Source organism: Devosia sp. (assembly GCF_024707125.1).
Classification (GTDB): domain Bacteria; phylum Pseudomonadota; class Alphaproteobacteria; order Rhizobiales; family Devosiaceae; genus Devosia.
The window spans coordinates 172235-194721 of record NZ_JANQAH010000009.1; the positions used below are offsets into that span (position 1 = coordinate 172235).

Genomic DNA, 22487 nt, shown 5'->3' on the forward strand with positions numbered 1-22487 from the left:
AGGGGAACCGGTCAACCGGTTCCCCTTTTCGTTTCTGGAGCATTAGCATGACCACCATCAAGGACCGCCTGCCCGCCTCGATCCGCACCGAACGCCTGGTGCTGACCGTGCCGACCATGGCCCATGCTCCAGCAATCGCCCAACTGGCCAATAACAAAAACGTCCATCGCTGGATGGCGCGGCTCCCCTTTCCCTATGCGCTGAGCGACGCCGAATTTTTCATTGAAGAGATCGTACCTACGGCCGAGGAAGCGTGCTTTGCCATCGAGGCAGACGGCACATTTATCGGCGTGGTCGGCCTTCATTTTGCCGATGGTCAGGTTCCTGAGCTCGGCTACTGGTTGGGCGAGGCTTTTTGGGGCCAGGGCTATGCCAGCGAAGCGGCACAAGCATTGGTGGCAGAGGCCCGAGCGGCGGGCGCCACCGCCCTGCGCTCACGCGCGCTCAAGGAAAATGCCGGCTCGCGCAATGTCCTGCGCAAAGCCGGCTTCACCGAAACCGGCGAAGCGATCGAGGCGGCAAACAATCTTGCCGGCCAGACCATGGTGCTCATGCGGTTGGAGTTTGGCGAGAGATGACCGAGCTTGTTACCGATAGACTGATCCTGCGGGCGCCAAGACCCGAGGACGCGCCCTGCTATGCCTTGGGCGTCAGCGAGTTCGCCGTGGCCAAATGGCTGACCCCGGTACCATGGCCCTATACGCTTTCCATGGCGCAGGAGTTTTTGCGCATGGCCCCGGCGCCGACGCCCGAAAAAGCCTTCTTCATCATCGAGCATCCGAAAAAGGGGCTGATCGGTTGCGTGACGCTGGTCTCCGAACTCGGCTTCTGGATATCGCGCCCGCATTGGCACAGGGGTTATGGGATGGAAGCGGCTTCGGCCCTGATCGACTGGCATTTTGACGGGACGCGCGCGGAAAGCATCCGCTCGAGCGCCCACCACAACAATGTCGCGTCCCTAAAACTCAAGGCCAAGCTCGGCTTTGTCGCGACTAGCAAGGAAATGCGCTTTTCCCAGGCGCTGCAGCACAATGTCGAGCACGTAACGACGGCGTTGAGCCGTGCGGACTGGCGGGCGAGAAGGAATGATCTATGCGCCTGACGGAGTATTTTTGCCGATGATGCTGCCGATCATCGAGACGGAGAGGCTGATCCTGCGCACCCCGCGTGCGCAGGATGCCGAACCTATTGCGCGTTATCTCAACGACTTTGAGGTGGCGGGCAATCTTGCGCGCGTGCCGTTTCCCTATCATCTCTCCGATGCCAAGGCGTGGCTGCGGACACGCCATCCCGATGTCGAGCCCGACGACGCCAATTTTACCATCGAGGTCAAGGGCGAGGGTTATGTGGGCCATATCGGCTTTCATCCCGGCCCCGATGGACCGGTGATCGGCTATTGGCTCGGCAAACCGTTTTGGGGTCGCGGGATCATGACCGAGGCGGCGATTGCCTGCCTCGACTGGTTCTTCGACACCACCAATACGCCGGTGGTTTATTCCGGCGTTTTTCACTTCAACCTCGCTTCCCTCGCGATCCAGCAGAAGCTGGGCTTTACCCAAAGCGGACGAAGCTGGTTGCTCTGCCTTGCGCGCGACGCCGAGGTGGAGCATATCGACACAGAACTGACGCTTGGCGTCTGGAAGGCACGACGCACATGAAATTTCTCGATCAGGCCAAGATCTACATCAAGTCCGGCGATGGCGGCGGCGGCGCCGTCAGCTTTCACCGCGAAAAATTCATCGAGTTCGGCGGCCCCGATGGCGGCAATGGCGGACGCGGCGGCGATGTCGTGGCGGTCTGTGCCGATGGCCTCAACACGCTGATCGACTTCCGCTATGCCCAGCATTTTCGCGCGCCGACGGGCGTGCATGGCATGGGCAAGAACCGCGCCGGCGCCAATGGCGAGGACATCGTGCTGCGCGTGCCCAAGGGCACGCAGATTTTTGAGGAAGATCAGGAAACCCTGATCGCCGATTTTACCGAGATCGGCCAGCGCGTCGTGCTGCTGCAGGGCGGCAATGGCGGCTTTGGCAATGCATATTTCAAGACCAGCTCCAACCAGGCGCCGCGCCATGCCAATCCCGGCCAGCCGGGCTTGGAAAAAGGCATCTGGCTACGTTTGAAACTGATCGCGGACGCGGGTCTGGTCGGCCAGCCCAATGCCGGCAAGTCGACCTTTTTGGCGGCTGTTTCGGCGGCCAAACCCAAGATTGCGGACTATCCGTTTACGACGCTGCACCCCAATCTTGGCGTGGTGCGGGCGGGCGAGCGCGAATTCGTCCTGGCCGATATTCCGGGCCTGATCGAAGGCGCCAGCGAGGGTATCGGCATCGGCGATCGCTTCCTCGGCCATATCGAACGCTGCGGTGTTCTTATTCACCTCATCGACGGCACCAATGAAGACGTGGCCCATGTCTATAAGGCCGTGCGCTATGAACTGGCGGCCTATGCCGACATCCTGGCGGAAAAGCCCGAAATCGTCGTGCTCAACAAGATCGATGCCCTGACGCCCGAAGAGCTCAAGGCCAAGATGAAGGCGCTGAAAAAGGTCAGCAAGGCCGAAGTGCGTGCCATTTCGGGTGCGACGGGCGAAGGCGTCGAGCAGGTGCTCTATGACGTGCTCGGCGTGATCGACGAGAGCCGCGCCGAAGAGGCCGCAGCCCTCGCGCCCAAGACCGAAGAGAAGTGGACCCCCTGATGTCAGCCAATGCGCTGGCGCCCTATCGGCGCATTACCATCAAGATTGGTTCGGCGCTGCTGGTCGACAAGGCTGGTAAACTGCGCAAGGCATGGCTCGACGATCTCGCCGAGGATATTTCCGCATTGAAGGCCGAGGGGCGCGATATCGTCGTCGTCTCCTCGGGCGCCATTGCGTTGGGGCGCGGGCTCTTGGGGCTGTCGGCGGTGTCGCTGACGCTGGAACAATCGCAGGCGGCGGCGAGCGCGGGGCAGATTGCCCTGTCGCAGGCCTGGGCCGAGGCGCTGGCGCGGCACAATATCGTCACGGGGCAGATTCTGATCACCCCCAACATCACCGAAGAGCGGCGCTATTATCTCAATGCGCGGACCACGGTGACGACGCTGCTTGGCCTGGGGGCCATTCCGATTTTCAACGAGAATGACAGCGTGGCAACGGCGGAAATCCGCTATGGCGACAATGACCGCCTCTCGGCCCGCGTTGCGACCATGATCGAGGCTGACTGCCTCGTGCTGCTCTCTGATATTGACGGGCTCTACACGGCGCCGCCGGCCAAGGACCCGAATGCGCAGCATATTCCGGTGGTGGAAAGTATTACCCCTGCCATCGAAGCCATGGCGGGCGGCGCGGCGAGCCATCTGTCGCGCGGCGGCATGACTACCAAGGTGGAAGCCGGCAAGATCGCGACGCTGGCTGGCACCGCGATGGTGATTGCCAAGGGTACGGAAACTCATCCGCTGAAGGTGCTCACCGAAGGCGGCCGCCATACCCTCTTCCACCCTGCCCGCTCGCGGGCGCAGGCGCGAAAGCGCTGGATCATGGGGACGCTCACAGTTGCGGGTACGATACAGGTCGATGCTGGCGCAGCGCGGGCTCTTAATCAGGGCCGCTCCCTGCTGCCGATTGGCGTGACCAAAATCACCGGCGAGTTCGAGCGGGGCGACACCGTTGCCATTACCGATCCCGATGGACGCGAAATCGCACGCGGTCTCTCGGGTTTCGACAGCGACGATGCGCGCCTCATCATCGGCAAGCGCAGCGATGTGGTGATCGAACTGTTGGGCGCCGGTAGCCGTGCGGCCATGATCCATCGTGATAATCTGGTGCTGACGGCGGCCATGGAGGAAATGAACCAATGAGCCTCGCTGAAGTCGCCTCCAATGACATTCCGACGCTGATGCTTGAGCTGGGCCGCAAGGCTAGGGCTGCGGCGAGCAAGCTCGCGACCGCAAGCGCCGAACGCAAATATGCGGCGCTAATTGGCGCGGCCGAGGCCGTGCGCAATCACAAGGCTGATATTCTCGCCGCCAATGCCCTGGACATGGAGAATGCCCAGGCCAAGGGCATGACCAAGGCGTTTCAGGATCGGCTGCTGCTGACCGAAGCGCGGCTCGACGGGATTATCGATGCGCTGCGCACCATTGCCGAACTACCCGATCCCGTTGGCGGGATCATTGCCGAATGGGACCGGCCCAATGGTCTCCATATCGAGCGCGTGCGGACCCCGCTTGGGGTCATCGGCGTCATCTATGAGAGCCGGCCGAACGTGACGGCGGATGCTGGCGCGCTGTGCCTCAAGTCGGGCAATGCGGTCATCCTTCGCGGCGGCAGCGACAGCGTGCATTCCTCGCGCGCTTTGGTCGATTGCCTGCGGCTGGGCTTGAAACTCGCCGGCCAGCCGGAAGACGGCGTGCAGCTGGTGCCGACAACCGACCGCTCCGCCGTGGGCGAATTGCTGGGGGGTCTCGGCGGCGCTATCGACGTGATCGTACCGCGCGGCGGCAAGTCGCTCGTGGCTCGGGTGCAGTCCGAGGCCCGCGTACCGGTCTTCGCGCACCTCGAAGGCCTTGTGCACGTCTATATCGACCGCTCGGCCGATCTCGAGAAAGCCGTCTCTGTGACGCTCAACGCCAAGATGCGCCGCACCGGCATTTGTGGGGCTGCCGAAACGCTGCTCGTCCACAAGGACGTGGTTTCTACCCACCTCGAGCCGATCATCGATGCGCTCGTCGCAAAAGGCTGCGAAATTCGCGGCGATGCGACGGTGCAGTCGCTGATCGCCGAAGCAAAGCCAGCGACGGAAGAGGATTGGAAGACCGAGTACGAGGATGCGATCATCTCCGTAAAGGTGGTCGACAGCGTCGAAGCGGCCATTGCCCATATCGAGCACTATTCGAGCCACCACACCGAGGCGATCATTGCCGAGGATCCGGTGGCGGTCGAAAAATTCTTCAACGAGATCGATAGCGCCATTCTCGTCCACAACGCCTCGACGCAATTTGCCGATGGCGGCGAATTCGGTTTTGGCGGCGAGATCGGTATTGCGACGGGCAAAATGCATGCACGCGGGCCGGTGGGCGTCGAGCAATTGACCAGCTTCAAATACCGCGTCCGCGGCAATGGGCAGCTCCGACCCTGACGTGACCTTGCGTGCTGCCATCCGCATTCCCGGCATAACCGACCTGCCGCCTTCCGGCGGCGGCATGCGCATTGGCCTGTTCGGCGGCAGTTTCAATCCCATCCATGCCGGCCACGTGCTGGTGATGGAAGAGACCATGCGTCGGCTGGAGCTCGATGCGCTCTGGGTGCTGGTGACCCCCGGCAATCCGCTGAAAAACCATTCCGAACTCGCCCCGCTGGCCGACCGGGTGCAGGCGGCACGGGCGCTGATCAACAATCCGCGTATTCGTGTCACCGGCTTTGAGGCCCAAAAAGGCTTTCGCTACACTTGGCAGACCGTGCGCTTCCTGACGCATTCTCTGGCGGATCGGCGCTTTGTCTGGATCATGGGCGCCGACAGTTTGGCTGACTTCCATCGCTGGGAACGCTGGCAGGACATTGCGAAAACCCTGCCCATCGCGGTCTATGCGCGGCCCGGCTCATCCAACCGCGCGCTGGCCTCGCGCGCGGCTCTCGCCCTGGCCCATGGGCAGATCGACCAGGAGGATGCGCCTGTGCTTGCGAGCCTGCCGCCGCCTGCCTGGGTCTATCTCCACGGACGTCAATCGAGCCTGTCTTCAAGTGCAATTCGGGCGTCAAAACCCCGGAATTCCTAGACTTGTAGCCTTCGTCTTGCAGAAATGACGGAAAACGCGCATATTCAGGGAAATGATCGCTGTTTTCGGAACAGGAACTGACGGCTTGCCGTTTGCCAAGACGCCGCAATATTCCGATCAACAACCAAGGATGCTGACTAATCGCATGACTCATGCTCACGCATGGGCGGAAGGCCGTTTCTGATGGCCGCGCTGCCCAATAACACTGTTTCCGCCCCTGCAGCAGCTGCTGCGCCTTCGGTCGAATCGGCCGTCGAACTGATCCTCAACGTGCTCGATGACGCCAAGGCGGAAGAGACCGTGTCGGTCGATATCACCGGCAAGTCCTCGCTCGCCGACCACATGATCGTGACTTCGGGCCGCTCGCAGCGCCATGTCGGCGCTGTGGCAGACCAGATCATCCGCGCCCTGCGCGAAAATGGTTTTGGCAAGCCCCGCGTGGAAGGCCTGCCCCATTGCGACTGGGTACTGGTCGATACGGGCGATGTGATCGTCCATATCTTCCGCCCGGAAGTGCGCGAATTCTACAATATCGAGAAGATGTGGCAGGCGGATTTTTCTGCCGACGCTCACTGATCTCAACCATTTCAATGTTTCCCCGAAACATTGAAATGGTGGTTAGGCGCCGGCTCCTGTGTGCCGGCGCATAGGAAAAAACCATGCGCATAGCCATTGCGGCCGTGGGCCGGATGAAGTCCGGCCCCGAGCGCGAGCTTGTCTCGCGCTATCTTGATCGGGCCATTGCGTCAGGCAAACCACTGGCGCTCACTGGCTTCGACGTCACCGAACTCAATGAATCCCGCGCCGGCTCGGCTGCTTCCCGCAAAACTGAGGAAGCCAAGGGCCTGCGCGCCGCCCTGCCCGATGGCATTCTGGTGACGCTCGACGAGCGCGGCAAATCATTGGGCTCCGAGGCCTTTTCCAATCTGCTTGGGCGTTGGCGCGATGAGGGGAGGCCCGCGGTCTCCTTCGTCATCGGCGGAGCCGATGGCATCGACCCCGATTTCGTGCGTGGCGCCGACCTGTCGCTGAGCTTTTCGCCCATGGTCTGGCCGCACCAGCTGGTGCGCATCATGCTGGCCGAACAGCTTTATCGTGCCACCACGATTCTATCGGGTCATCCCTATCATCGCGGCGACTAAGCACGTCTTCGGAAAGTGACCGCCGCTTCCGGGATGAAGACATGCACAGGGTAGTACGCCACAATTCCGGCACCTCCGCCCCATAGGCAGCGCGAACGGGTGCAGAAAATTATGGTTAAGCAACGTTAACCTGCAGTTTTCCTGCCCTTTGCTAATCTCGCCTCTGAGTGATTCGGTGCGCCATGCGGGCAAGCCGCTGGGCCCAGGAGTTTTCATGCCGGTTTGGCCGGACAGCATCGTCAGAGCAACGCTCGGCGGCATCGTGCTTGCCGGGGGTTTTGCCTTGCCCCTCCTCGCCCAGACCGAGACGCCTCCCGCAGCGACGACGCCACCTGCGGCCACCACGCCGACTACCCCGGCCCCCACTGAAACAGCGCCGGCAGTGGACGCAGCGCCGGCCGCCGAGACCACTCCTCCAGCCGATGGCGAAGAAACGGCGCGCAGCAATGCGGCTGATCTTGAGGAAGTGGAAGCCTCGCTGCAGCTGAGCCGCGAGCGCATCGATGCGCTCAAAGCCGAGATCGCCGAAATGGAGGGTGACCGCACCCGCCAGAACGCCGCCCTCATCGCCGCTGGCCAACGCGTAAAACTGGCCGAAATCGAAGTGGCCGATGTCGAGGAGCGCCTCTCCAACCTTATCGTCGAGGAACTGGAAGTCCGCGGCCGGCTCGATGGCGCCGATGCCGAAATCGCCAATGTGCTGGCAGCGCTCGAGCGCATTTCGCTCAATCCGCCGCCGGCCCTCATCGTTGACCCCAGCGACGCGCTCGGTTCAGCCCGCGGCGCCATGCTGATCGCCGCCATCGTGCCGCAGCTGCGCAACCGCGCCGACACGGTCAGCACCGATCTCAAGACGCTGATGGGCATCAAGGAACAGGCGCTTGCCGAAGAGGCGACGCTGAAAGCCAATTATGCCGTGCTCGAGGAAGAGCAGCTGCGCATCGCCACCCTGATCGCGGCGCGAAAGCAGGGCATCGAGCAGGTCGGCGCCCAACTCAGCAGCGAAGAGCAGGCAGCCGTTGACCTCGCCGAACGCGCCAGCACGCTTCGCGAACTCATCGACGCCCTCTCGGCCCGCGCCAACCAGACCCAGACCGGCACGCCAACGCAGACGGATGTGCCGCAGCTCTCGCCCGAAGCCATCCAGCTCGCCTTTGCCAATGCGGCGCGCACCGAGCCGGCCGTGCCCTTTCCGCTGGCGCGCGGCTATCTTGCCCAGCCGGCCAATGGTGTCACCGTGGTGCAGTTTGGCGCCGGGGACGGCTTTGGCGGCATTTCGCAGGGCCAGTCCATTGTTACCCGCGCCGAAGCGCAGGTGGTGGCGCCAGCCGATGGCTGGGTGCTCTATAAAGGGCCCTACCTCAATTATGGCCAGATCGTCATCCTCAATACCGGGCAGGGTTTCACGACCCTCTTAGCCGGACTGGATACCATTTCCGTCGATATCGGGCAGTTCGTCCTTCTGGGCGAACCCTTGGGACAGATGGGATCACGCACAATTGGGCGGACCGTGACCACCAATGCTGGCAACGCCCAGCCGACGCTTTATATAGAATTGCGACAGAACAACGAGCCCATCGACCCGGAAAGCTGGTGGGCCCCGAACGAACAACAGACGGGATAGTAATCCATGCGCTTGACCACCCTTCGCGCCGCCGCCCTTGGTGTGGCGCTGCTCATCCCGACCGTCGGGGTTTTGGCACAGGACACGCCGCCAGCCCCCGAAACGCCGGTGGAAGAGCCCAATCCGAGTGGCGAGCAGCCCGAGCCCACGGCCGAAGAGCTCGACAAGGAGCCGCGCGATCCCCTGGAAATCTATGCCGACCTCAATCTCTTCGGCGAGATTTTTGACCGCATCCGCGCCGAATATGTCGATCCCCCGGACGAGCAGGAGCTGATCCGCGCTGCCATCCAGGGCATGCTAACCTCGCTCGACCCGCATTCGGGCTATCTGCCGCCGGCCGATTACGACGAAATGCGCCAGGACACCTCTGGCGAATTCGGCGGTCTCGGCATCGAAGTCACCATGGAAGAGGGGACCATCAAGGTCATCTCGCCCATCGACGAGACCCCGGCCGCCCGCGCCGGCATTCTGGCCAATGATTTCATCATCGAGCTCGATGGCGTTTCCATCCAGGGCCTGTCCCTCGACGAAGCCGTCGAAAAGATGCGTGGGCCGGTGGGCACGGACATCACCGTGACCGTGGCGCGCGAAGGCGTCGACAAGCCGCTCGAATTCAAATTGACCCGCGCCACCATCGCCATGCGCGCCGTGCGCTGGAGCATGGAGGGCGATGTCGCCGTGCTGCGCCTCGCCCGCTTCTCGGCCCAGGCCTATATCGGCATCGAAAATGCCATTCGCGATATCTATGCCGAACGCGATGGCGTGGCGCCCAAGGGCATCATCCTTGACCTGCGCAACAATCCCGGCGGTCTCGTCGATCAGGCCGTCTATGTCGCCGACGCCTTCCTCAAGCAAGGTGCGGTCGTTCTGACCCGTGGCCGGACCGAGCAGGAAAGCGCCCGCTATGACGCCGAGCCCGATCCGCTCGACGAACAGCTCGTCGACGTGCCGCTGGTCGTCTTGATCAATGGCGGCTCGGCTTCGGCCTCCGAAATCGTCGCCGGCGCCCTGCAGGACCACAAGCGCGCAACGCTCGTCGGGACCCGCTCCTTCGGCAAGGGTTCGGTGCAGTCGATCATTTCGCTCGGGCCCGATGGCGCCATGCGCCTGACGACGGCCCGCTACTACACCCCGGACAACCGCTCCATCCAGGCGCTCGGCATCACGCCCGATATCGAGATCCGCCAGGTGGTCCCCGCCGAATTCCAGGGTCGTGACGAGATCGTCGGCGAAGCCGGCCTTGCCGGTCACATCACCATCGAAGGCCAGGAAGAAAGCACTGTCGGTTCCTCGGTCTATGTGCCGCAGGAAGCTGCCGATGACGCGCAGCTGCAATATGCGATCAAGCTGATCAATGGCGAGGAGACGAATGCCGCCTTCCCGCCAAAGGCGGAGTAACGGCTGAGCCGTGCTAGACTGGGGGCGCAGCGGGTTGATTCGCCGTTGCGCCCCCATTTTCTTCTCTCTCGGGTAGGGCCGGACTGCCGATGGCCAATGATTTGAGTACGCCCCTGACCGGCCGCAGACAGCGCCTCAAGAATGCCTTGGGGCGTCCGCACCTGCCTATCGCGCGCATCCTTTTCGGCCTGATCGGCGTCATCGCCGTGGGCACGGTGGCGCGACTGGTTCTGGTTGATGACCCGACGGGCGGAAGGCCCAGCCAGGAAGCGGGCATCATCAATTCCCAGGTCGGCAATAGCGTCGCCGATACGGTCGCCTCCGGCCCCGCCACCATCACGGCCGACCCGCAGCAATATCCGGCCGATGGCTCGATCATCGCCGTTCCCGGCCCCGCCGCTGATACGGCGACCGCGGAGGCGCATCTGGCGCCCGATAGTTCCGGCATCGTACCCGAATTGAGCGAAGAGACGGCCAATGGCCCGATTCCGCGCATTTCCGGCACCGGCCAGACTCCCTTTGCCACCTATCACCACCCATTCGAAGCAGCGAGCGCCGGGACCGGGCCGCGCATCGCGCTGATCGTCACTGGCCTCGGTATCAACGAGCAGGGTTCGCTCGACGCCATTGCGCAGCTGCCCGACCTTGTGACGCTGGCCTTCGCGCCCTATGGTAAGGCGCTCGAAAAGACCGTCACTGTCGCCCGCGGCGGCGGCCACGAAGTCATGCTCGAAGTGCCGCTTGAGCCTTTCGACTTCCCGCAGAACGATCCCGGCCCGCATACGCTGCTTACGGGCGAGCCGCCGCGTGAAAACCTCGAAAAGCTGTTCTGGCTGATGGCGCGCTTTGGCGGCTATTTTGGCATCATCAACAATATGGGCGCGCGCTTCACCGCTTCCGCCGGTGATTTTGGCCCGGTGATGGAAGAGCTTGGCGCGCGCGGCGTCGGCTATATCGACGATGGTTCTTCGAACCGCTCGGTTTCGGCCCAGCTCGCCAGCGCCAACAAGGTGCCCTATGCACGGGCCAGCATGCTGATCGACGCCAATCCGGCGCGCTCATCTATTCTCTCAGCGCTGGACAGCCTTGAAGCCGAAGCCATGGAACATGGCAGCGCAATTGGTATTGTCAGCGCATTGCCCATTTCCATCCAGGCCGTCTCGGAATGGTCGGCGGGCCTTGATGGCAAGGGTATTGCGCTGGTTCCTGCCAGCGCCCTGATGCAATAGCGTCTCAGAGACAGGCTAGCTTTGGCCCGCTGGGCGCCAACAGAACTGACCGAAACATCATGTCGTCTATTCCGAACCGAGAATCCCTCCCCTATCGCGACTGCGTCGGCATTGCCGTGTTCAACGCCCAGGGCAATGTATTCGTCGGCCGCCGCAAGGCCGACGATCCGGAAAAATCGGCCGACTATGACGCCCCCTGGCAGATGCCGCAGGGCGGGATCGATGCCGGCGAAGATCCGCTGCGCGCCGCGCTGCGCGAGCTCTATGAGGAAACCAGTATCTCGTCCGTCAGCCTCCTCGCCGAGGCGCCGGAATGGATCTATTACGACCTGCCCGACGAGCAATTGGGCAAGGCGCTGAAGGGCAAGTATCGTGGCCAGCGCCAGCGCTGGTTCGCCTTCGCCTTTACCGGCGCCGATAGTGACATCGACGTTTCCGCGCCCGGCGGCGGCAAATTCCACGCCGAATTCGACGCCTGGCGCTGGGAGCGCCTGTCGCGCACCCCGTCGCTGATCGTGCCGTTCAAGCGCGAGGCCTATGAAAAGGTCGTCGAGGCTTTCATCGACATCCCGCAGCGCTTTACCCACGCGTAGAAAAATCATGAAGACCATTGGCCTTATCGGCGGCATGAGCTGGGAATCGACGGCACACTATTATCGCATTCTCAACCAGGAGACGGCGGCGCGGCTGGGTGGTCTCCATTCGGCGCCGGTCCTCGTGGATTCGCTCGATTTCGCGCCCATTGCGGAGCTGCAATCAGCGGGAAAATGGGACGAGGCGGGTGCGCTGCTCAATCGCTCGGCACTGCGGCTCAAAGCAGCCGGGGCCGAGGTGATCGGGCTTGCGACCAACACCATGCATCTGGTTGCCGAGAAGATGATGGCCGGCGTCGATGCACCCTTCGTGCACATTGCCGATCCGACGGCGGATGCCTTGCTCGCGGATGGCTATTCGACGGTTGGCCTTCTGGGCACGCGCTTCACCATGGAAATGGGCTTTTATCGCGAACGGCTGGAACAGCGCGGCCTTACCGCGCTCATTCCCGAGGTGGACCGCACCAATCTCAACGGCATCATCTATGACGAACTCTGCCGCGGCATCGTCCGCGAGGAGTCGCGAAAAATCTATGTCGACGCCATCAGCCGCCTCGCCGCGCGGGGCGCCGAGGCGGTCATTCTGGGTTGTACCGAGATCGGCATGCTGATCGACGATTCCGTCAGCCCCTTGCCGGTCTTCGATACGACAGACCTGCACGCTCGCGCACTGGTGGGCGCGGCGCTGGCCTAAGTCACGCTGCGCGCTGCTTGCGTGACGGCGCAGGCGTCTCCAATTGAAAAATATCGACGATGCGGTCGAGGGCCTGGGTCTGGGCCTCGGTCTGCTCGATGGCGGCATGGGTTTCCTGCACCAGGGCCGCATTGTGCTGGGTCACCTCGTCGAGCGTCTGAATGGACACGGTGACCTCGCCGATGGCGGCGGCCTGCTCGCGGCTGGCCTTGGCGATGGCGCCGACAAGTGTAGTATTCTGCTGCATGACGTCGAGCATCTGCATCAGCTTGTTGCCGGCGGCCGCCACCAGTTCCTCGCCGCTCCGAACCTCGCTGCCGCTCTTTTCGACCAATTGCTTGACCTCGGACGAGGCCTGGGCGGTCGATTGGGCGAGGCGCCGCACTTCGACGGCCACGACGGCAAACCCTTTGCCCGCTTCGCCAGCCCGCGCCGCTTCGACCGAAGCATTGAGCGCGAGAAGATTGGTCTGGAAGGCGATGTCGTCGATCAGCCCGATGATATTGGCAATCTGGCCGGAAGAGTGGGTGATCCGCTGCATGGCTTCCGTCGCTTCGCTCATGACGGCGCCGCTCTGCTGGGCCACGCTGGCGACCGAGGCGGTCTTGTGAGCAGCCTCCTCGGCGCGGCCGGCATTCTCGACCACCGTACCGGCCAGCGCTTCCATGGCCGCCGACGTCTGCTCGATGGTGGCGGCCTGGCGGGTCGTGCGGTCGGAAAGGTCGTTGGCCCCGCTCAGCAGCTCGCCACCGGCCACGCGCAGCGATCTGGCTGTTGTCTGCAACTGGTGCATGACATCGGCAAAGCGCTCCACAGTCGCGTTGAGCGCCAGGCGCAGGTCTTCGAACTCGACCGGGAATGGCGTCGCAATGCCACCGGTCAGATCGCCATCGGCAAGACGCTTCAGCCCAGCCCCGAGCGCCGCCACCGATTGCTTCCGCGCGGTTACGTCCGTTGCGAACTGCACGATCTTGTAGGCCCGGCCGGTTTCGTCGCAGATCGGGGTAAAAGTGCTCTGGATCCAGACTTCGCGTCCTTCGCGGCTACGACGGCGATATTCGCCGCTTTTGAATTCTCCGCCTGCCAGATCGAGCCAGAACTGCCTGTAGCTTTGGCTACTGGGATCGGTATCGAAGAGAAAGAGCGCATTGGGCTGGCCGGCAATATCCTCGAGGCGATAGCCGAGCAGACTGAGAAAGTTGGCATTGGCACCGGCCACCGTGCCGTCGAGATTGAATTCCACCACGATCTGCGAGCGCGAGATGGCCTGCAATTGCCCGGTATGGTCGGCGGCCTCGGCGAGGTGCTGACGGGCCTGCGCGTCCAGCACGGCTTTTTCAGCCGCATTGGCGCGAAAAACCTCGACCGTGCGCGCCATCAGGCCCAGTTCATTGCCATTCCTGAGATAGGGAATGGCATGAGCGAGATCGCCCTCGGCGATCGCCGCCATGGCTTCGGAGAGGCGCGGAATTGGCCGGGTAATGGCGCGCGAAACCAGAAAAGCGGCAAGACCGAGGACCAGCACGGCCAGCGCCACGATGCCCGCCAGCACCAGCATGGAGCGATTGAGCACCGCCTCGATGGGCGCACGGGCCACGGCAACCATCAGCGCGCCGATGACCGTGCCGTCCTCCTTGGCGATCGGCTGGTAGCGAAGAAAGTAACCCGCGCCGGCGATCTCGCCGCTTTCGGTCACGGCCCTATTGGCGAGGAGCGCGGCATGGAGCGCGGTTCCTGCGGCGATGGGCTGATCGAGCAGACGCTCGCCCGTATCGTCAATGAGGCTGGTCGTGCCAACGACAAGGTCGGGAGACTGCTCGGGGTCAAACACATAGATGGCGACATCCTGCCCGGCGACGCCGGCAATGGCATCGATCATGTCATTGGTGCGGAAGCGCGGCATGCTGCGGCCGGTCAGCGTCTCGACATTGCCCGAGCCGTCCACGACCACTTCGAGATTGGGCAGATTGACCTGAAAGATTTGCGCGGCAATGCGGGTCGAGGAGCGGATGGCGTCCTCGGCATCGCTGCTGACTGTGCTCGAAAGCGTGACAAAGAGTGCGCCCAGAATGGTGACGCCGGCGAGCAGAATGCCGATGATCGACATGGCCGCAATAACCACGGTCAGTCGCAGATGGCTGAGGATGGAAAACATGCAGGTCCCCGCAAGACATCGGCGTCCCAACGCCGTTGCGGAAAAGACTGCGATAGAAATGTTAACTGAAGCTTGCCTAAGGCGCAAAATCACGCAGCGCCAATGGCTTGCTCAAATTCTAGGCATAACGCGCAAAAGAGGGAAGCAAAAAGGGCCGCCCCTGCGGGCGGCCCTTCAAAAACTGTATCCAGTCGGCGTCCCTTAGTGGACGTGACCTTCATTGAGCTGCTGGGCTTCGAGCGCCAGGTTCAGCAGCGCGCTGACGAACTGCTGGGCATAGGACTTGTCCTCGGGCGTTTCGGCCCGGGCGAGTTCTTCCTCGGCAGCCTTGATCTGCGCCTGCAGGTCCGAATGGTCGAATTCGGAGAAGGGCACGGATTCTTCGGCCAGGATTGTCAGGCCGGCGGGCGAGACGTCGGCAAAGCCGCCGCGGACGAAGAAAACTTCCGATGCATTATCACCGGTCACGGTGATGAAACCGGGACGCAGCGTGGTCATGAAGGGCGCGTGGTCGGCCATGACGGTGAAATAGCCCTCGGTACCCGGCACGCTGACCGACTGCACGGTCTGCGAAACCAGCAGACGTTCGGGCGACACGATCTCGATCTTGAGGCCTTCAGCCATTTTTTTGGTCCCTTAAGCGGAGAAAACCCGAAACATCGGGCTTATGCGCTGGGCCCGCCGCGAGCGGCGAGCCCAAGTTGCAAAAATTAAGCAGCCTGAGCGGCGAGCTTCTGGGCCTTCTTGACGGCATCTTCGATGGTGCCGACCATGTAGAAGGCAGCTTCGGGCAGGTGGTCGTAGTCACCCTTCACGAGGCCAGCAAAGCCCTTTATGGTGTCTTCGAGCTGCACGAACACGCCCGGCGAACCGGTGAAGACTTCAGCCACGTCGAAGGGCTGGGACATGAAGCGCTCGATCTTGCGGGCGCGGGCCACGGTCAGCTTGTCTTCTTCGGAGAGTTCGTCCATGCCGAGGATGGCGATGATGTCCTGCAGAGCCTTGTACTTCTGCAGGATCGCCTGAACCTGGCGGGCGGTCTCGTAGTGCTCGACGCCGACAACGTTGGCATCGAGAATACGCGAGTTGGAAGCCAGCGGGTCAACGGCCGGGTAGATACCCTTTTCCGAGATGGCGCGGTTGAGAACGGTCGTCGCGTCAAGGTGAGCGAAGGTCGTTGCCGGCGCAGGGTCGGTCAAGTCGTCGGCGGGCACGTAGACGGCCTGCACCGAGGTGATCGAACCCTTGTTCGTGGTGGTGATGCGTTCCTGCATCGCGCCCATGTCGGTCGACAGCGTCGGCTGGTAACCCACGGCGGACGGGATACGACCAAGCAGAGCCGACATTTCGGCACCGGCCTGGGTGAAGCGGAAGATGTTGTCCACGAAGAACAGCACGTCCTGGCCCTGGTCGCGGAAGTTTTCTGCAACGGTCAGACCGGTCAGAGCAACGCGGGCACGGGCGCCGGGGGGCTCGTTCATCTGGCCGAACACGAGGGCGCACTTGGAACCAGCGGCCGAGCCACCGTTCTCATGCGGGTCCTTGTTCACGCCCGATTCGATCATTTCGTGATAGAGATCGTTGCCTTCGCGGGTACGTTCACCAACGCCAGCGAACACCGAGTAACCACCGTGCGCCTTGGCGACGTTGTTGATCAGTTCCTGGATGAGAACGGTCTTGCCCACGCCGGCGCCGCCGAAGAGGCCGATCTTGCCGCCACGCGCATAGGGAGCGATGAGGTCGACGACCTTGATGCCGGTGACGAGCACCTGGGCTTCAGGGGACTGTTCGGCGAAGGACGGCGCTTCCTGGTGGATTTCGCGCTTGTCGGTCGTCGTGATCGGGCCGGCCTGGTCGATCGGCTCGCCGGTCACGTTCATGATGCGGCCGAGCGTGGCGTCGCCCACGGGCACGGTGATAGCCGAACCGGTGTCGGTCACTTCAGTGCCGCGAACCAGACCTTCGGTCGTGTCCATGGCAATGGTGCGCACGGCGTTTTCGCCGAGGTGCTGGGCAACTTCCAGCACAAGGCGCTGGCCGTTGTTGGTGGTTTCAAGTGCGTTCAGGATGGCGGGCAGGTGATCGTCGAACACCACGTCAACGACGGCGCCAATGACCTGCGAAACGCGACCGGCCTTTTTTTCTGCCATTTGTTCGTCCTCGCTGATGGGTTAGAGCGCTTCCGCGCCAGAAATGATTTCGATGAGTTCTTTGGTGATCTGGGCCTGACGCTGGCGGTTGTAGCTCAGCTGCAGCTTGTTGATCATTTCGCCGGCATTGCGGGTCGCATTGTCCATGGCGGACATCTGCGCACCGTAGAAGGAAGCGCCGTTCTCGAGCATGGCCCGGAAGATCTGCACGCTGATATTGCGCGGCAGCAGGTCTTCCACGATCGCTTCTTCGCTCGGCTCGTATTCGTAGACGACGGCGGCGGACGCATCGCCCTGGCCTTCGGTCTTTTCGATCTTTGCCGGAATGATCTGCACGGCCTGCGGCACCTGGCTGATCACCGAGTTGAACTTGGCAAAGAACAGGGTCGCAATGTCGAATTCGCCAGCAGCGAACAGGGCCTGCACCTTCTGGGAGACTTCAGAGGCCTGCGCAAAGCCGATATTCTTGACTTCGCGATAGCTGATGGTCTCGATGATCTTATCGGCAAACTGGCGCTTGAGGATATCGTGACCCTTACGGCCAACCGTCAGGAACTTGACGGTCTTGCCTTCGCCCAGAAGCTTGAGGGCGTGGTCACGTGCCAGACGCGCGATCGACGAATTGAAGCCGCCCGCCAAGCCACGCTCGCCGGTCGCCACAATCAGAAGATGCACCTGGTCCTTGCCATTGCCGCCCAGCAGGACGGGCGCATCGGCCTGGCCGTCATAGACGGCAGCCAGGCTCGAGAGCACCTGCTCCATGCGCTCGGCATAGGGGCGGGCCGCCACGGCAGCTTCCTGGGCGCGACGGAGCTTTGCCGCCGCGACCATCTGCATGGCCTTGGTGATCTTCTGGGTCGACTTGACCGAGTCGATCCGATTCTTAAGGTCCTTTAGCGACGGCATTGCCTGTCGTCTCCTTCAGGCTCAGGCCGCGTAGGTCTTCTTGATATCGTCAAGAGCCGACTTCAGCTTGGCACGGGTGTCGTCGCTGAGCTGCTTTTCGACCGCGATGGTCTTCAACAGGTCGGCGTGCTTGGAGCGCAGGTTCGACAGAACATGCTTTTCGAAGTCCTGGACCTTGTTGACCGCAACGCTATCGAGATAGCCCTGGCCACCAGCAAAGATCACGGCAACCTGTTCTTCCGTCTTGAGCGGGGAGAACTGGGGCTGCTTGAGCAGCTCGGTGAGACGCGCACCACGGTTGAGGAGGCGCTGCGTTGCAGCGTCGAGGTCCGAACCGAACTGGGCGAAGGCGGCCATTTCGCGATACTGCGAAAGTTCGCCCTTGAGGGAGCCCGCAACCTGCTTCATGGCCTTGACCTGAGCCGAGCCACCAACGCGCGAAACCGAGAGACCCACGTTCACGGCAGGACGGATGCCCTGGAAGAACAGGTTGGTTTCGAGGAAGATCTGGCCATCGGTGATCGAGATCACGTTGGTCGGAATATAGGCCGACACGTCGTTTGCCTGGGTTTCGATCACAGGCAGAGCGGTCAGCGAACCAAGACCGTGGTCTTCGTTCATCTTGGCAGCGCGTTCGAGCAGACGGCTGTGGAGATAGAAAACGTCGCCCGGGTAAGCTTCGCGGCCCGGCGGACGGCGCAGCAGCAGCGACATCTGACGGTAGGCAACGGCCTGCTTGGTCAAATCGTCATAGGCGATAACGGCGTGCTTGCCGTTGTCACGGAACCACTCGCCGATGGCGCAGCCGGTGAACGGCGCGATGTACTGGAGCGGAGCCGGATCGGATGCGGTAGCAGCGATCACGATCGAGTACTGCAGGGCACCCGATTCTTCGAGCTGACGCACGAACTGAGCGACGGTCGAACGCTTCTGGCCAACGGCGACATAGATGCAGAACAGCTTGTCGGTGTCCGAAGCGTCGGCATCGTGGGCCGGCTTCTGGTTGAGGAAGGTGTCGAGAATGATGGCGGTCTTGCCGGTCTGGCGGTCGCCAATGACGAGCTCGCGCTGGCCACGGCCGATCGGGATCAGCGCGTCGATGGCCTTGAGGCCGGTCGACATCGGTTCGTGAACCGACTTGCGCGGCAGAATGCCGGGAGCCTTGACGTCGACGCGGCGACGTTCGGTGTGAACGATCGGGCCCTTGCCGTCGATCGGGTTGCCGAGGCCGTCGACGACGCGCCCGAGGAGGCCCGGACCAACCGGGGTGTCCACGATGGCGCCGGTACGCTTGACGACGTCGCCTTCCTTGATCGAGCGGTCATTGCCGAAGATCACGACGCCGACATTGTCGGTTTCGAGGTTCAGCGCCATGCCCTTGATGCCACCCGGGAACTCGACGAGCTCACCGGCCTGCACCTTGTCGAGGCCGTAGACGCGGGCAATACCGTCACCGACGGAGAGCACCTGACCGACTTCCGAAACCTGGGCTTCCTGGCCGAAATTCTTGATCTGGTCCTTGAGGATCGCAGAAATTTCCGCGGCTTTGATGTCCATTATCCGACCTCTTTCATGGCGATCTTCATCGCAGCGAGTTTTGTCTTGATTGAAGAATCGATCATCTGGCTGCCGACCTTCACCTGAAGGCCGCCGATCAGCGAGGGATCGACAAACTGATTAAGCGTGACGGTTTTACCGAGCTTGGTCTTGAGCGTCTCGCTCAGGGCCGCAGCCTGGTCCGCCGTCAGCGGGGTCGCCGAAGTGACTTCGGCAGTGGTTTCGCCACGGGCCGCAGCGGCCAGCTCGCGGAAACCGACAATGATATTGTCGAGCGCGAAGAGGCGACCATTCCGCGCCACAAGGCGCAGGAAGTTGGCAACCAGCGGGTTGACCTTGGCCTTACCGAGGATCGCGTCGAGCGCAGCAGCCTTCACGTCACCCGAAATGACCGGGGAGTGCAGGTAGCGCGAGAAATCGTCGCTTTCGCCGATGAGGCGGGAAATATCGGAAAGGCCGGTTTCGACCGAGGCCAGCTGATTCTCGCTCTGAGCGAGGTCAAACAGCGCCGACGCATATGGCCGCGCGATCTGGGTAAGCACTGAATTCTGCGCTGCCAATGTCGCTTCACCCTCTCTGTTGCCGTTCCCTGAACATGGATCAGGACGGCTTATTCAACGCTTTGGACGTGTCCGGAAATGAGGCCCAAGTCGGACTACCCCTAGCCGGACCCCTTCAAGTCGGGCTCGCTCTAACACAAGCCAAGCGGGCCTTGCAAGGCTGGGTGGCACGATTCAATTGCGGCGAAAATGTCGCAGGCTTGTCATGGGGACAAGTAGGCTTTTTCCGGCGACCAACTACATAAAACTCATGGGGTCGATATCGACCTGAATTTTAAGGTCCCCCTTGGGCTTTTCAGCGCTCTGGAGCCAGAAGCGGACATAGCCCGAGAGATCGAAATCCTTCCCCGATTGCGCGAGGAGCCGCACCCGGTGGCGGCCGCGGATCATGGCAACAGGCGCGTCGGCCGGGCCGAACAGCCTGACGCCATCCGCCATGGGCGCCGCCGAGAGCAGCAGGCGGGCAAAATTGGTGGCGTTGTCGTGCTCATTGGCCGAGACGATCAGCGCCGCGAGGCGCCCGAAGGGTGGCATGCCACCGGCTTCGCGCGCGAGAATTTCCTGGGCGTAAAAAGCCTCGCGATCGCCCGAGACCATAGCCTTCATCACCGGATGATCGGGATGATAGGTCTGTAAAAATGCCTTGCCGTGGCGGCTTGCACGACCGGCGCGGCCGGCGACCTGGGTCAGGATCTGGAAGGTTTTTTCTGCAGCGCGCGGATCGCCATGGGCAAGGCCGAGATCGGCATCGAGCACGCCGACGACCGAGAGCTTTTCGAAATGATGGCCTTTTGAGACCAGCTGCGTGCCGATGATGAGGTCGTATTCACCCCGCTCGACCTCGGCAAAGCGTTCGCGCAGCTGGGCGTGGCTACCCATATCGGTGGAGAGCAGGACACGACGGGCATTGGGGAAACGGGCGGCCGCTTCTTCGGCGACGCGCTCGATGCCGGGGCCGACGGGCACGAGACTATCGACCTGCCCGCATTCGCTGCAGTGCTTTGGCGTCCGCACTTCGTGGCCGCAGTGGTGGCACATGAGGACGCCACGGAACCGATGCTCGACCATCCAGGACGAGCAGTCCGGGCATTTGTACTGGTGGCCGCAGGCATTGCAGAGCGTAAGAGGGGCGTAGCCGCGGCGATTGAGGAACAGCAGCGCCTGTTCGCCGCGATCGAGCGCGGCAAAAACCTCGCGGGCGAGGATCGGCGCGATCCAGGAGCCCTTTTCGGGCCCGTCGATCCGCATGTCGATGGCGGTAATGTCGGGCATGGCCGCTTCGGCAAAACGGCTTTCAAGCCGCACATGCGCATAGCGCCCCTGATTGGCATTGTTTCGCGATTCGACCGAGGGGGTCGCGGACGACAGGACGACGCGCGCCTGCGAAAACTGGGCCCGCACCACCGCCATGTCGCGGGCGTGATAGGTAAAACCTTCAGACTGTTTGTAGGCGCCGTCATGCTCTTCATCGAGCACCAGCAGGCCCAGTTCGCGGAACGGCAGGAACAGCGCTGAACGCGCGCCGACCACGGCGCGAACGGTCCCCTCCAGCACACCGCGCCAGACTTTTGCGCGCTGCACCGGCGTCATGTCCGAATGCCATTCGGCCGGGCGGGTGCCGAAGCGGCGCGTGAAGCGATCAATGAATGTGTTGGTGAGCGCGATTTCCGGCAGCAGGATGAGAGCCTGCCGGCCGGCGCGGAGAGTGTCGGCCACGGCTTCGAAGAAGACTTCCGTCTTGCCACCGCCGGTGACGCCATCGAGAAGAGCGACGCCGAACCGGTGTGGATCCAGCGTCAGAATATTGTCGAGCGCGGCCTGCTGCTCGGCATTGAGTTTTGACGGCGTCCCGTCGGGATCGGGCGGCAGGACCACGGGTGGGGCCGGCATTTCGAGTTTTTCCAAAGCCCCTGCCCGCTCGAGGCCATCGATGACCGAGGTCGAAACCCCTGAGGCTCCAATCAGAGCCGCCTTGGGCCAGGCCATGTCGTCCATCAGCGCGTCGAGCACGCGGAGACGGGCCGGCGTCAGCTTTTCGGGTTCGATACCCGTGCGGCGATAGGCAATGACCGGCTTTGGTGCATCGAGCGCTTCGGGCGAACGCAGCACGCCGCGCAGGACCTGTCCGGGCGCCGTGATCGTATATTTGGCCACCCATTCAACGAGCTTGAGCAGCTCTTCGGACAGCGGCGGCACATCAAAGACCTGAGCAATGTCGCGCAGGCGGTTGTGCGCAAAATTGTCCTTGGGAGCACCCCAGACGACGCCGAGGATGAGACGCGGCCCGAGCGGCACGGCGACGATGGAGCCGCGCTCGACCACCATGTGTTCGGGCACGCGATAGCTATAGGGGCCGTCGACAGCCACCCCCACCATTACCGCAACAATGTCCATCCGCGTCTGCATCTCTAGCGTTCGGTTCGCATCGACCCATGGGAATTGCAAGCGATTCGGCCCGCCTTGTCATGCTGACAGACCCTGTCACAGCGTTCACTTAATGTTCTTGGGAGGAAAAGAACAGGAGGACGTCATGATTGGAAGTGAAAATCGGCGTGAGGCCGGCGATCTCGTTGCCATTGCCCGCAATGCCAGCCTTTATGACTGGCTGATCAATATGGCCCGGCCGCGCCGCCTGCCGGTGCCGTCGCGGCTGCGAAGTGACCTGGGCCTACCGCCGCCGCCCGACGAGCCGCGCTGGCCGCATTAGACTGTGCGGCTAGAGATC

General features: G+C 62.5%; 22 protein-coding genes. 15 read left to right on the forward strand and 7 right to left on the reverse strand.

The genetic code is table 11. The features are described 5' to 3' along the window. The first annotated feature begins 47 nt into the window (after nt 1-47). The 14 genes from NVV77_RS10740 to NVV77_RS10805 all read left to right on the forward strand — a co-directional run bounded on the left by NVV77_RS10740 (nt 48) and on the right by NVV77_RS10805 (nt 12434). Nucleotides 48-578 (forward strand): GNAT family N-acetyltransferase, encoded by a 531-nt coding sequence (locus NVV77_RS10740; RefSeq protein WP_295412873.1) that lies wholly within the window; start codon nt 48-50, stop codon nt 576-578. Further along, nucleotides 575-1102 carry a GNAT family N-acetyltransferase gene (locus tag NVV77_RS10745; RefSeq protein WP_295412876.1) on the forward strand — a complete coding sequence of 176 codons (528 nt, stop codon included), beginning with the start codon at nt 575-577 and terminating at the stop codon, nt 1100-1102. Before NVV77_RS10740 ends, NVV77_RS10745 begins: the two co-directional genes overlap by 4 nt. After that, the gene (locus tag NVV77_RS10750) at nt 1086-1658 is read left to right on the forward strand and encodes a GNAT family N-acetyltransferase (protein WP_295412878.1); all 573 of its coding nucleotides are present in this window, start codon (nt 1086-1088) and stop codon (nt 1656-1658) included. The genes NVV77_RS10745 and NVV77_RS10750 overlap by 17 nt, the downstream gene beginning before the upstream one ends. Further along, entirely contained in the window at nt 1655-2698 is a 1044-nt protein-coding gene (obgE, locus tag NVV77_RS10755) for a GTPase ObgE (protein ID WP_295412880.1), read from the forward strand. The genes NVV77_RS10750 and obgE overlap by 4 nt, the downstream gene beginning before the upstream one ends. After that, complete coding sequence (gene proB, locus NVV77_RS10760; RefSeq protein WP_295412883.1) at nt 2698-3837, forward strand: glutamate 5-kinase; 1140 nt, start codon at nt 2698-2700, stop codon at nt 3835-3837. Before obgE ends, proB begins: the two co-directional genes overlap by 1 nt. Continuing rightward, the gene (locus NVV77_RS10765; protein WP_295412888.1) at nt 3834-5117 is read left to right on the forward strand and encodes a glutamate-5-semialdehyde dehydrogenase; all 1284 of its coding nucleotides are present in this window, start codon (nt 3834-3836) and stop codon (nt 5115-5117) included. The genes proB and NVV77_RS10765 overlap by 4 nt, the downstream gene beginning before the upstream one ends. 1 nt (nt 5118) lies before the next feature. Further along, nucleotides 5119-5754 carry a nicotinate-nucleotide adenylyltransferase gene (locus NVV77_RS10770; protein ID WP_367178616.1) on the forward strand — a complete coding sequence of 212 codons (636 nt, stop codon included), beginning with the start codon at nt 5119-5121 and terminating at the stop codon, nt 5752-5754. Between the two features lie 183 nt (nt 5755-5937). Further along, nucleotides 5938-6330 carry a ribosome silencing factor gene (gene rsfS, locus NVV77_RS10775; RefSeq protein WP_295412889.1) on the forward strand — a complete coding sequence of 131 codons (393 nt, stop codon included), beginning with the start codon at nt 5938-5940 and terminating at the stop codon, nt 6328-6330. Nucleotides 6331-6413: 83 nt separating this feature from the next. Beyond that, the gene (gene rlmH, locus NVV77_RS10780) at nt 6414-6896 is read left to right on the forward strand and encodes a 23S rRNA (pseudouridine(1915)-N(3))-methyltransferase RlmH (RefSeq protein ID WP_295412890.1); all 483 of its coding nucleotides are present in this window, start codon (nt 6414-6416) and stop codon (nt 6894-6896) included. Between the two features lie 214 nt (nt 6897-7110). Further along, complete coding sequence (locus tag NVV77_RS10785; protein WP_295412891.1) at nt 7111-8520, forward strand: peptidoglycan DD-metalloendopeptidase family protein; 1410 nt, start codon at nt 7111-7113, stop codon at nt 8518-8520. A 6-nt stretch (nt 8521-8526) separates the two neighbouring features. Beyond that, complete coding sequence (locus NVV77_RS10790; RefSeq protein WP_295412892.1) at nt 8527-9918, forward strand: S41 family peptidase; 1392 nt, start codon at nt 8527-8529, stop codon at nt 9916-9918. An 89-nt stretch (nt 9919-10007) separates the two neighbouring features. Then, on the forward strand, nt 10008-11147 hold the full coding sequence (locus NVV77_RS10795; protein WP_295412894.1) for a divergent polysaccharide deacetylase family protein: 1140 nt from the start codon (nt 10008-10010) through the stop codon (nt 11145-11147). 59 nt (nt 11148-11206) lie between these two features. After that, a complete protein-coding gene (locus NVV77_RS10800; RefSeq protein ID WP_295412896.1) occupies nt 11207-11740 on the forward strand; it encodes an RNA pyrophosphohydrolase in 534 nt (177 codons plus the stop codon). Between the two features lie 7 nt (nt 11741-11747). Continuing rightward, a complete protein-coding gene (locus NVV77_RS10805) occupies nt 11748-12434 on the forward strand; it encodes an aspartate/glutamate racemase family protein (protein WP_295412898.1) in 687 nt (228 codons plus the stop codon). A gap of 1 nt (nt 12435) precedes the next feature. Here the strand turns inward: NVV77_RS10805 and NVV77_RS10810 are convergent, their stop codons facing one another. The 7 genes from NVV77_RS10810 to NVV77_RS10840 form a co-directional block, all read right to left on the reverse strand. Then, nucleotides 12436-14589 (reverse strand): methyl-accepting chemotaxis protein, encoded by a 2154-nt coding sequence (locus tag NVV77_RS10810; protein ID WP_295412899.1) that lies wholly within the window; start codon nt 14587-14589, stop codon nt 12436-12438. 201 nt (nt 14590-14790) lie between these two features. Further along, nucleotides 14791-15213, reverse strand: a complete 423-nt coding sequence (locus NVV77_RS10815; RefSeq protein ID WP_295412906.1) for a F0F1 ATP synthase subunit epsilon — start codon at nt 15211-15213, stop codon at nt 14791-14793. An 86-nt stretch (nt 15214-15299) separates the two neighbouring features. Next, nucleotides 15300-16739: a F0F1 ATP synthase subunit beta gene (gene atpD, locus NVV77_RS10820; RefSeq protein WP_295412909.1), complete on the reverse strand. Its 1440-nt coding sequence runs from the start codon at nt 16737-16739 to the stop codon at nt 15300-15302. 21 nt (nt 16740-16760) lie between these two features. Next, a complete protein-coding gene (locus NVV77_RS10825) occupies nt 16761-17645 on the reverse strand; it encodes a F0F1 ATP synthase subunit gamma (protein ID WP_295412910.1) in 885 nt (294 codons plus the stop codon). Between the two features lie 21 nt (nt 17646-17666). Beyond that, on the reverse strand, nt 17667-19202 hold the full coding sequence (gene atpA / locus NVV77_RS10830; protein WP_295412913.1) for a F0F1 ATP synthase subunit alpha: 1536 nt from the start codon (nt 19200-19202) through the stop codon (nt 17667-17669). Beyond that, nucleotides 19202-19762, reverse strand: a complete 561-nt coding sequence (locus NVV77_RS10835; RefSeq protein ID WP_295412914.1) for a F0F1 ATP synthase subunit delta — start codon at nt 19760-19762, stop codon at nt 19202-19204. The genes atpA and NVV77_RS10835 overlap by 1 nt, the downstream gene beginning before the upstream one ends. A 237-nt stretch (nt 19763-19999) precedes the next feature. Continuing rightward, entirely contained in the window at nt 20000-22156 is a 2157-nt protein-coding gene (locus tag NVV77_RS10840; RefSeq protein ID WP_295412916.1) for a primosomal protein N', read from the reverse strand. A 136-nt stretch (nt 22157-22292) separates the two neighbouring features. Here NVV77_RS10840 and NVV77_RS10845 point away from each other — a divergent pair, with 136 nt between their 5' ends. Then, nucleotides 22293-22469 carry a hypothetical protein gene (locus NVV77_RS10845; RefSeq protein WP_295412918.1) on the forward strand — a complete coding sequence of 59 codons (177 nt, stop codon included), beginning with the start codon at nt 22293-22295 and terminating at the stop codon, nt 22467-22469. Nucleotides 22470-22487 lie beyond the last annotated feature (18 nt).

Bases quoted from the DNA above. Each gene is read 5' to 3' on its own strand.
- NVV77_RS10840 (WP_295412916.1), bottom strand. From the start codon at position 22,156: ATGGACATTGTTGCGGTAATGGTGGGGGTGGCTGTCGACGGCCCCTAT.
- NVV77_RS10740 (WP_295412873.1), top strand. From the start codon at position 48: ATGACCACCATCAAGGACCGCCTGCCCGCCTCGATCCGCACCGAACGC.
- atpA (WP_295412913.1), bottom strand. From the start codon at position 19,202: ATGGACATCAAAGCCGCGGAAATTTCTGCGATCCTCAAGGACCAGATC.
- NVV77_RS10785 (WP_295412891.1), top strand. From the start codon at position 7,111: ATGCCGGTTTGGCCGGACAGCATCGTCAGAGCAACGCTCGGCGGCATC.
- NVV77_RS10745 (WP_295412876.1), top strand. From the start codon at position 575: ATGACCGAGCTTGTTACCGATAGACTGATCCTGCGGGCGCCAAGACCC.
- NVV77_RS10815 (WP_295412906.1), bottom strand. From the start codon at position 15,213: ATGGCTGAAGGCCTCAAGATCGAGATCGTGTCGCCCGAACGTCTGCTG.
- rsfS (WP_295412889.1), top strand. From the start codon at position 5,938: ATGGCCGCGCTGCCCAATAACACTGTTTCCGCCCCTGCAGCAGCTGCT.
- NVV77_RS10805 (WP_295412898.1), top strand. From the start codon at position 11,748: ATGAAGACCATTGGCCTTATCGGCGGCATGAGCTGGGAATCGACGGCA.
- rlmH (WP_295412890.1), top strand. From the start codon at position 6,414: ATGCGCATAGCCATTGCGGCCGTGGGCCGGATGAAGTCCGGCCCCGAG.
- NVV77_RS10845 (WP_295412918.1), top strand. From the start codon at position 22,293: ATGATTGGAAGTGAAAATCGGCGTGAGGCCGGCGATCTCGTTGCCATT.
- NVV77_RS10750 (WP_295412878.1), top strand. From the start codon at position 1,086: ATGATCTATGCGCCTGACGGAGTATTTTTGCCGATGATGCTGCCGATC.
- NVV77_RS10790 (WP_295412892.1), top strand. From the start codon at position 8,527: ATGCGCTTGACCACCCTTCGCGCCGCCGCCCTTGGTGTGGCGCTGCTC.
- NVV77_RS10765 (WP_295412888.1), top strand. From the start codon at position 3,834: ATGAGCCTCGCTGAAGTCGCCTCCAATGACATTCCGACGCTGATGCTT.
- NVV77_RS10810 (WP_295412899.1), bottom strand. From the start codon at position 14,589: ATGTTTTCCATCCTCAGCCATCTGCGACTGACCGTGGTTATTGCGGCC.
- NVV77_RS10800 (WP_295412896.1), top strand. From the start codon at position 11,207: ATGTCGTCTATTCCGAACCGAGAATCCCTCCCCTATCGCGACTGCGTC.
- NVV77_RS10825 (WP_295412910.1), bottom strand. From the start codon at position 17,645: ATGCCGTCGCTAAAGGACCTTAAGAATCGGATCGACTCGGTCAAGTCG.
- atpD (WP_295412909.1), bottom strand. From the start codon at position 16,739: ATGGCAGAAAAAAAGGCCGGTCGCGTTTCGCAGGTCATTGGCGCCGTC.
- proB (WP_295412883.1), top strand. From the start codon at position 2,698: ATGTCAGCCAATGCGCTGGCGCCCTATCGGCGCATTACCATCAAGATT.
- obgE (WP_295412880.1), top strand. From the start codon at position 1,655: ATGAAATTTCTCGATCAGGCCAAGATCTACATCAAGTCCGGCGATGGC.
- NVV77_RS10795 (WP_295412894.1), top strand. From the start codon at position 10,008: ATGGCCAATGATTTGAGTACGCCCCTGACCGGCCGCAGACAGCGCCTC.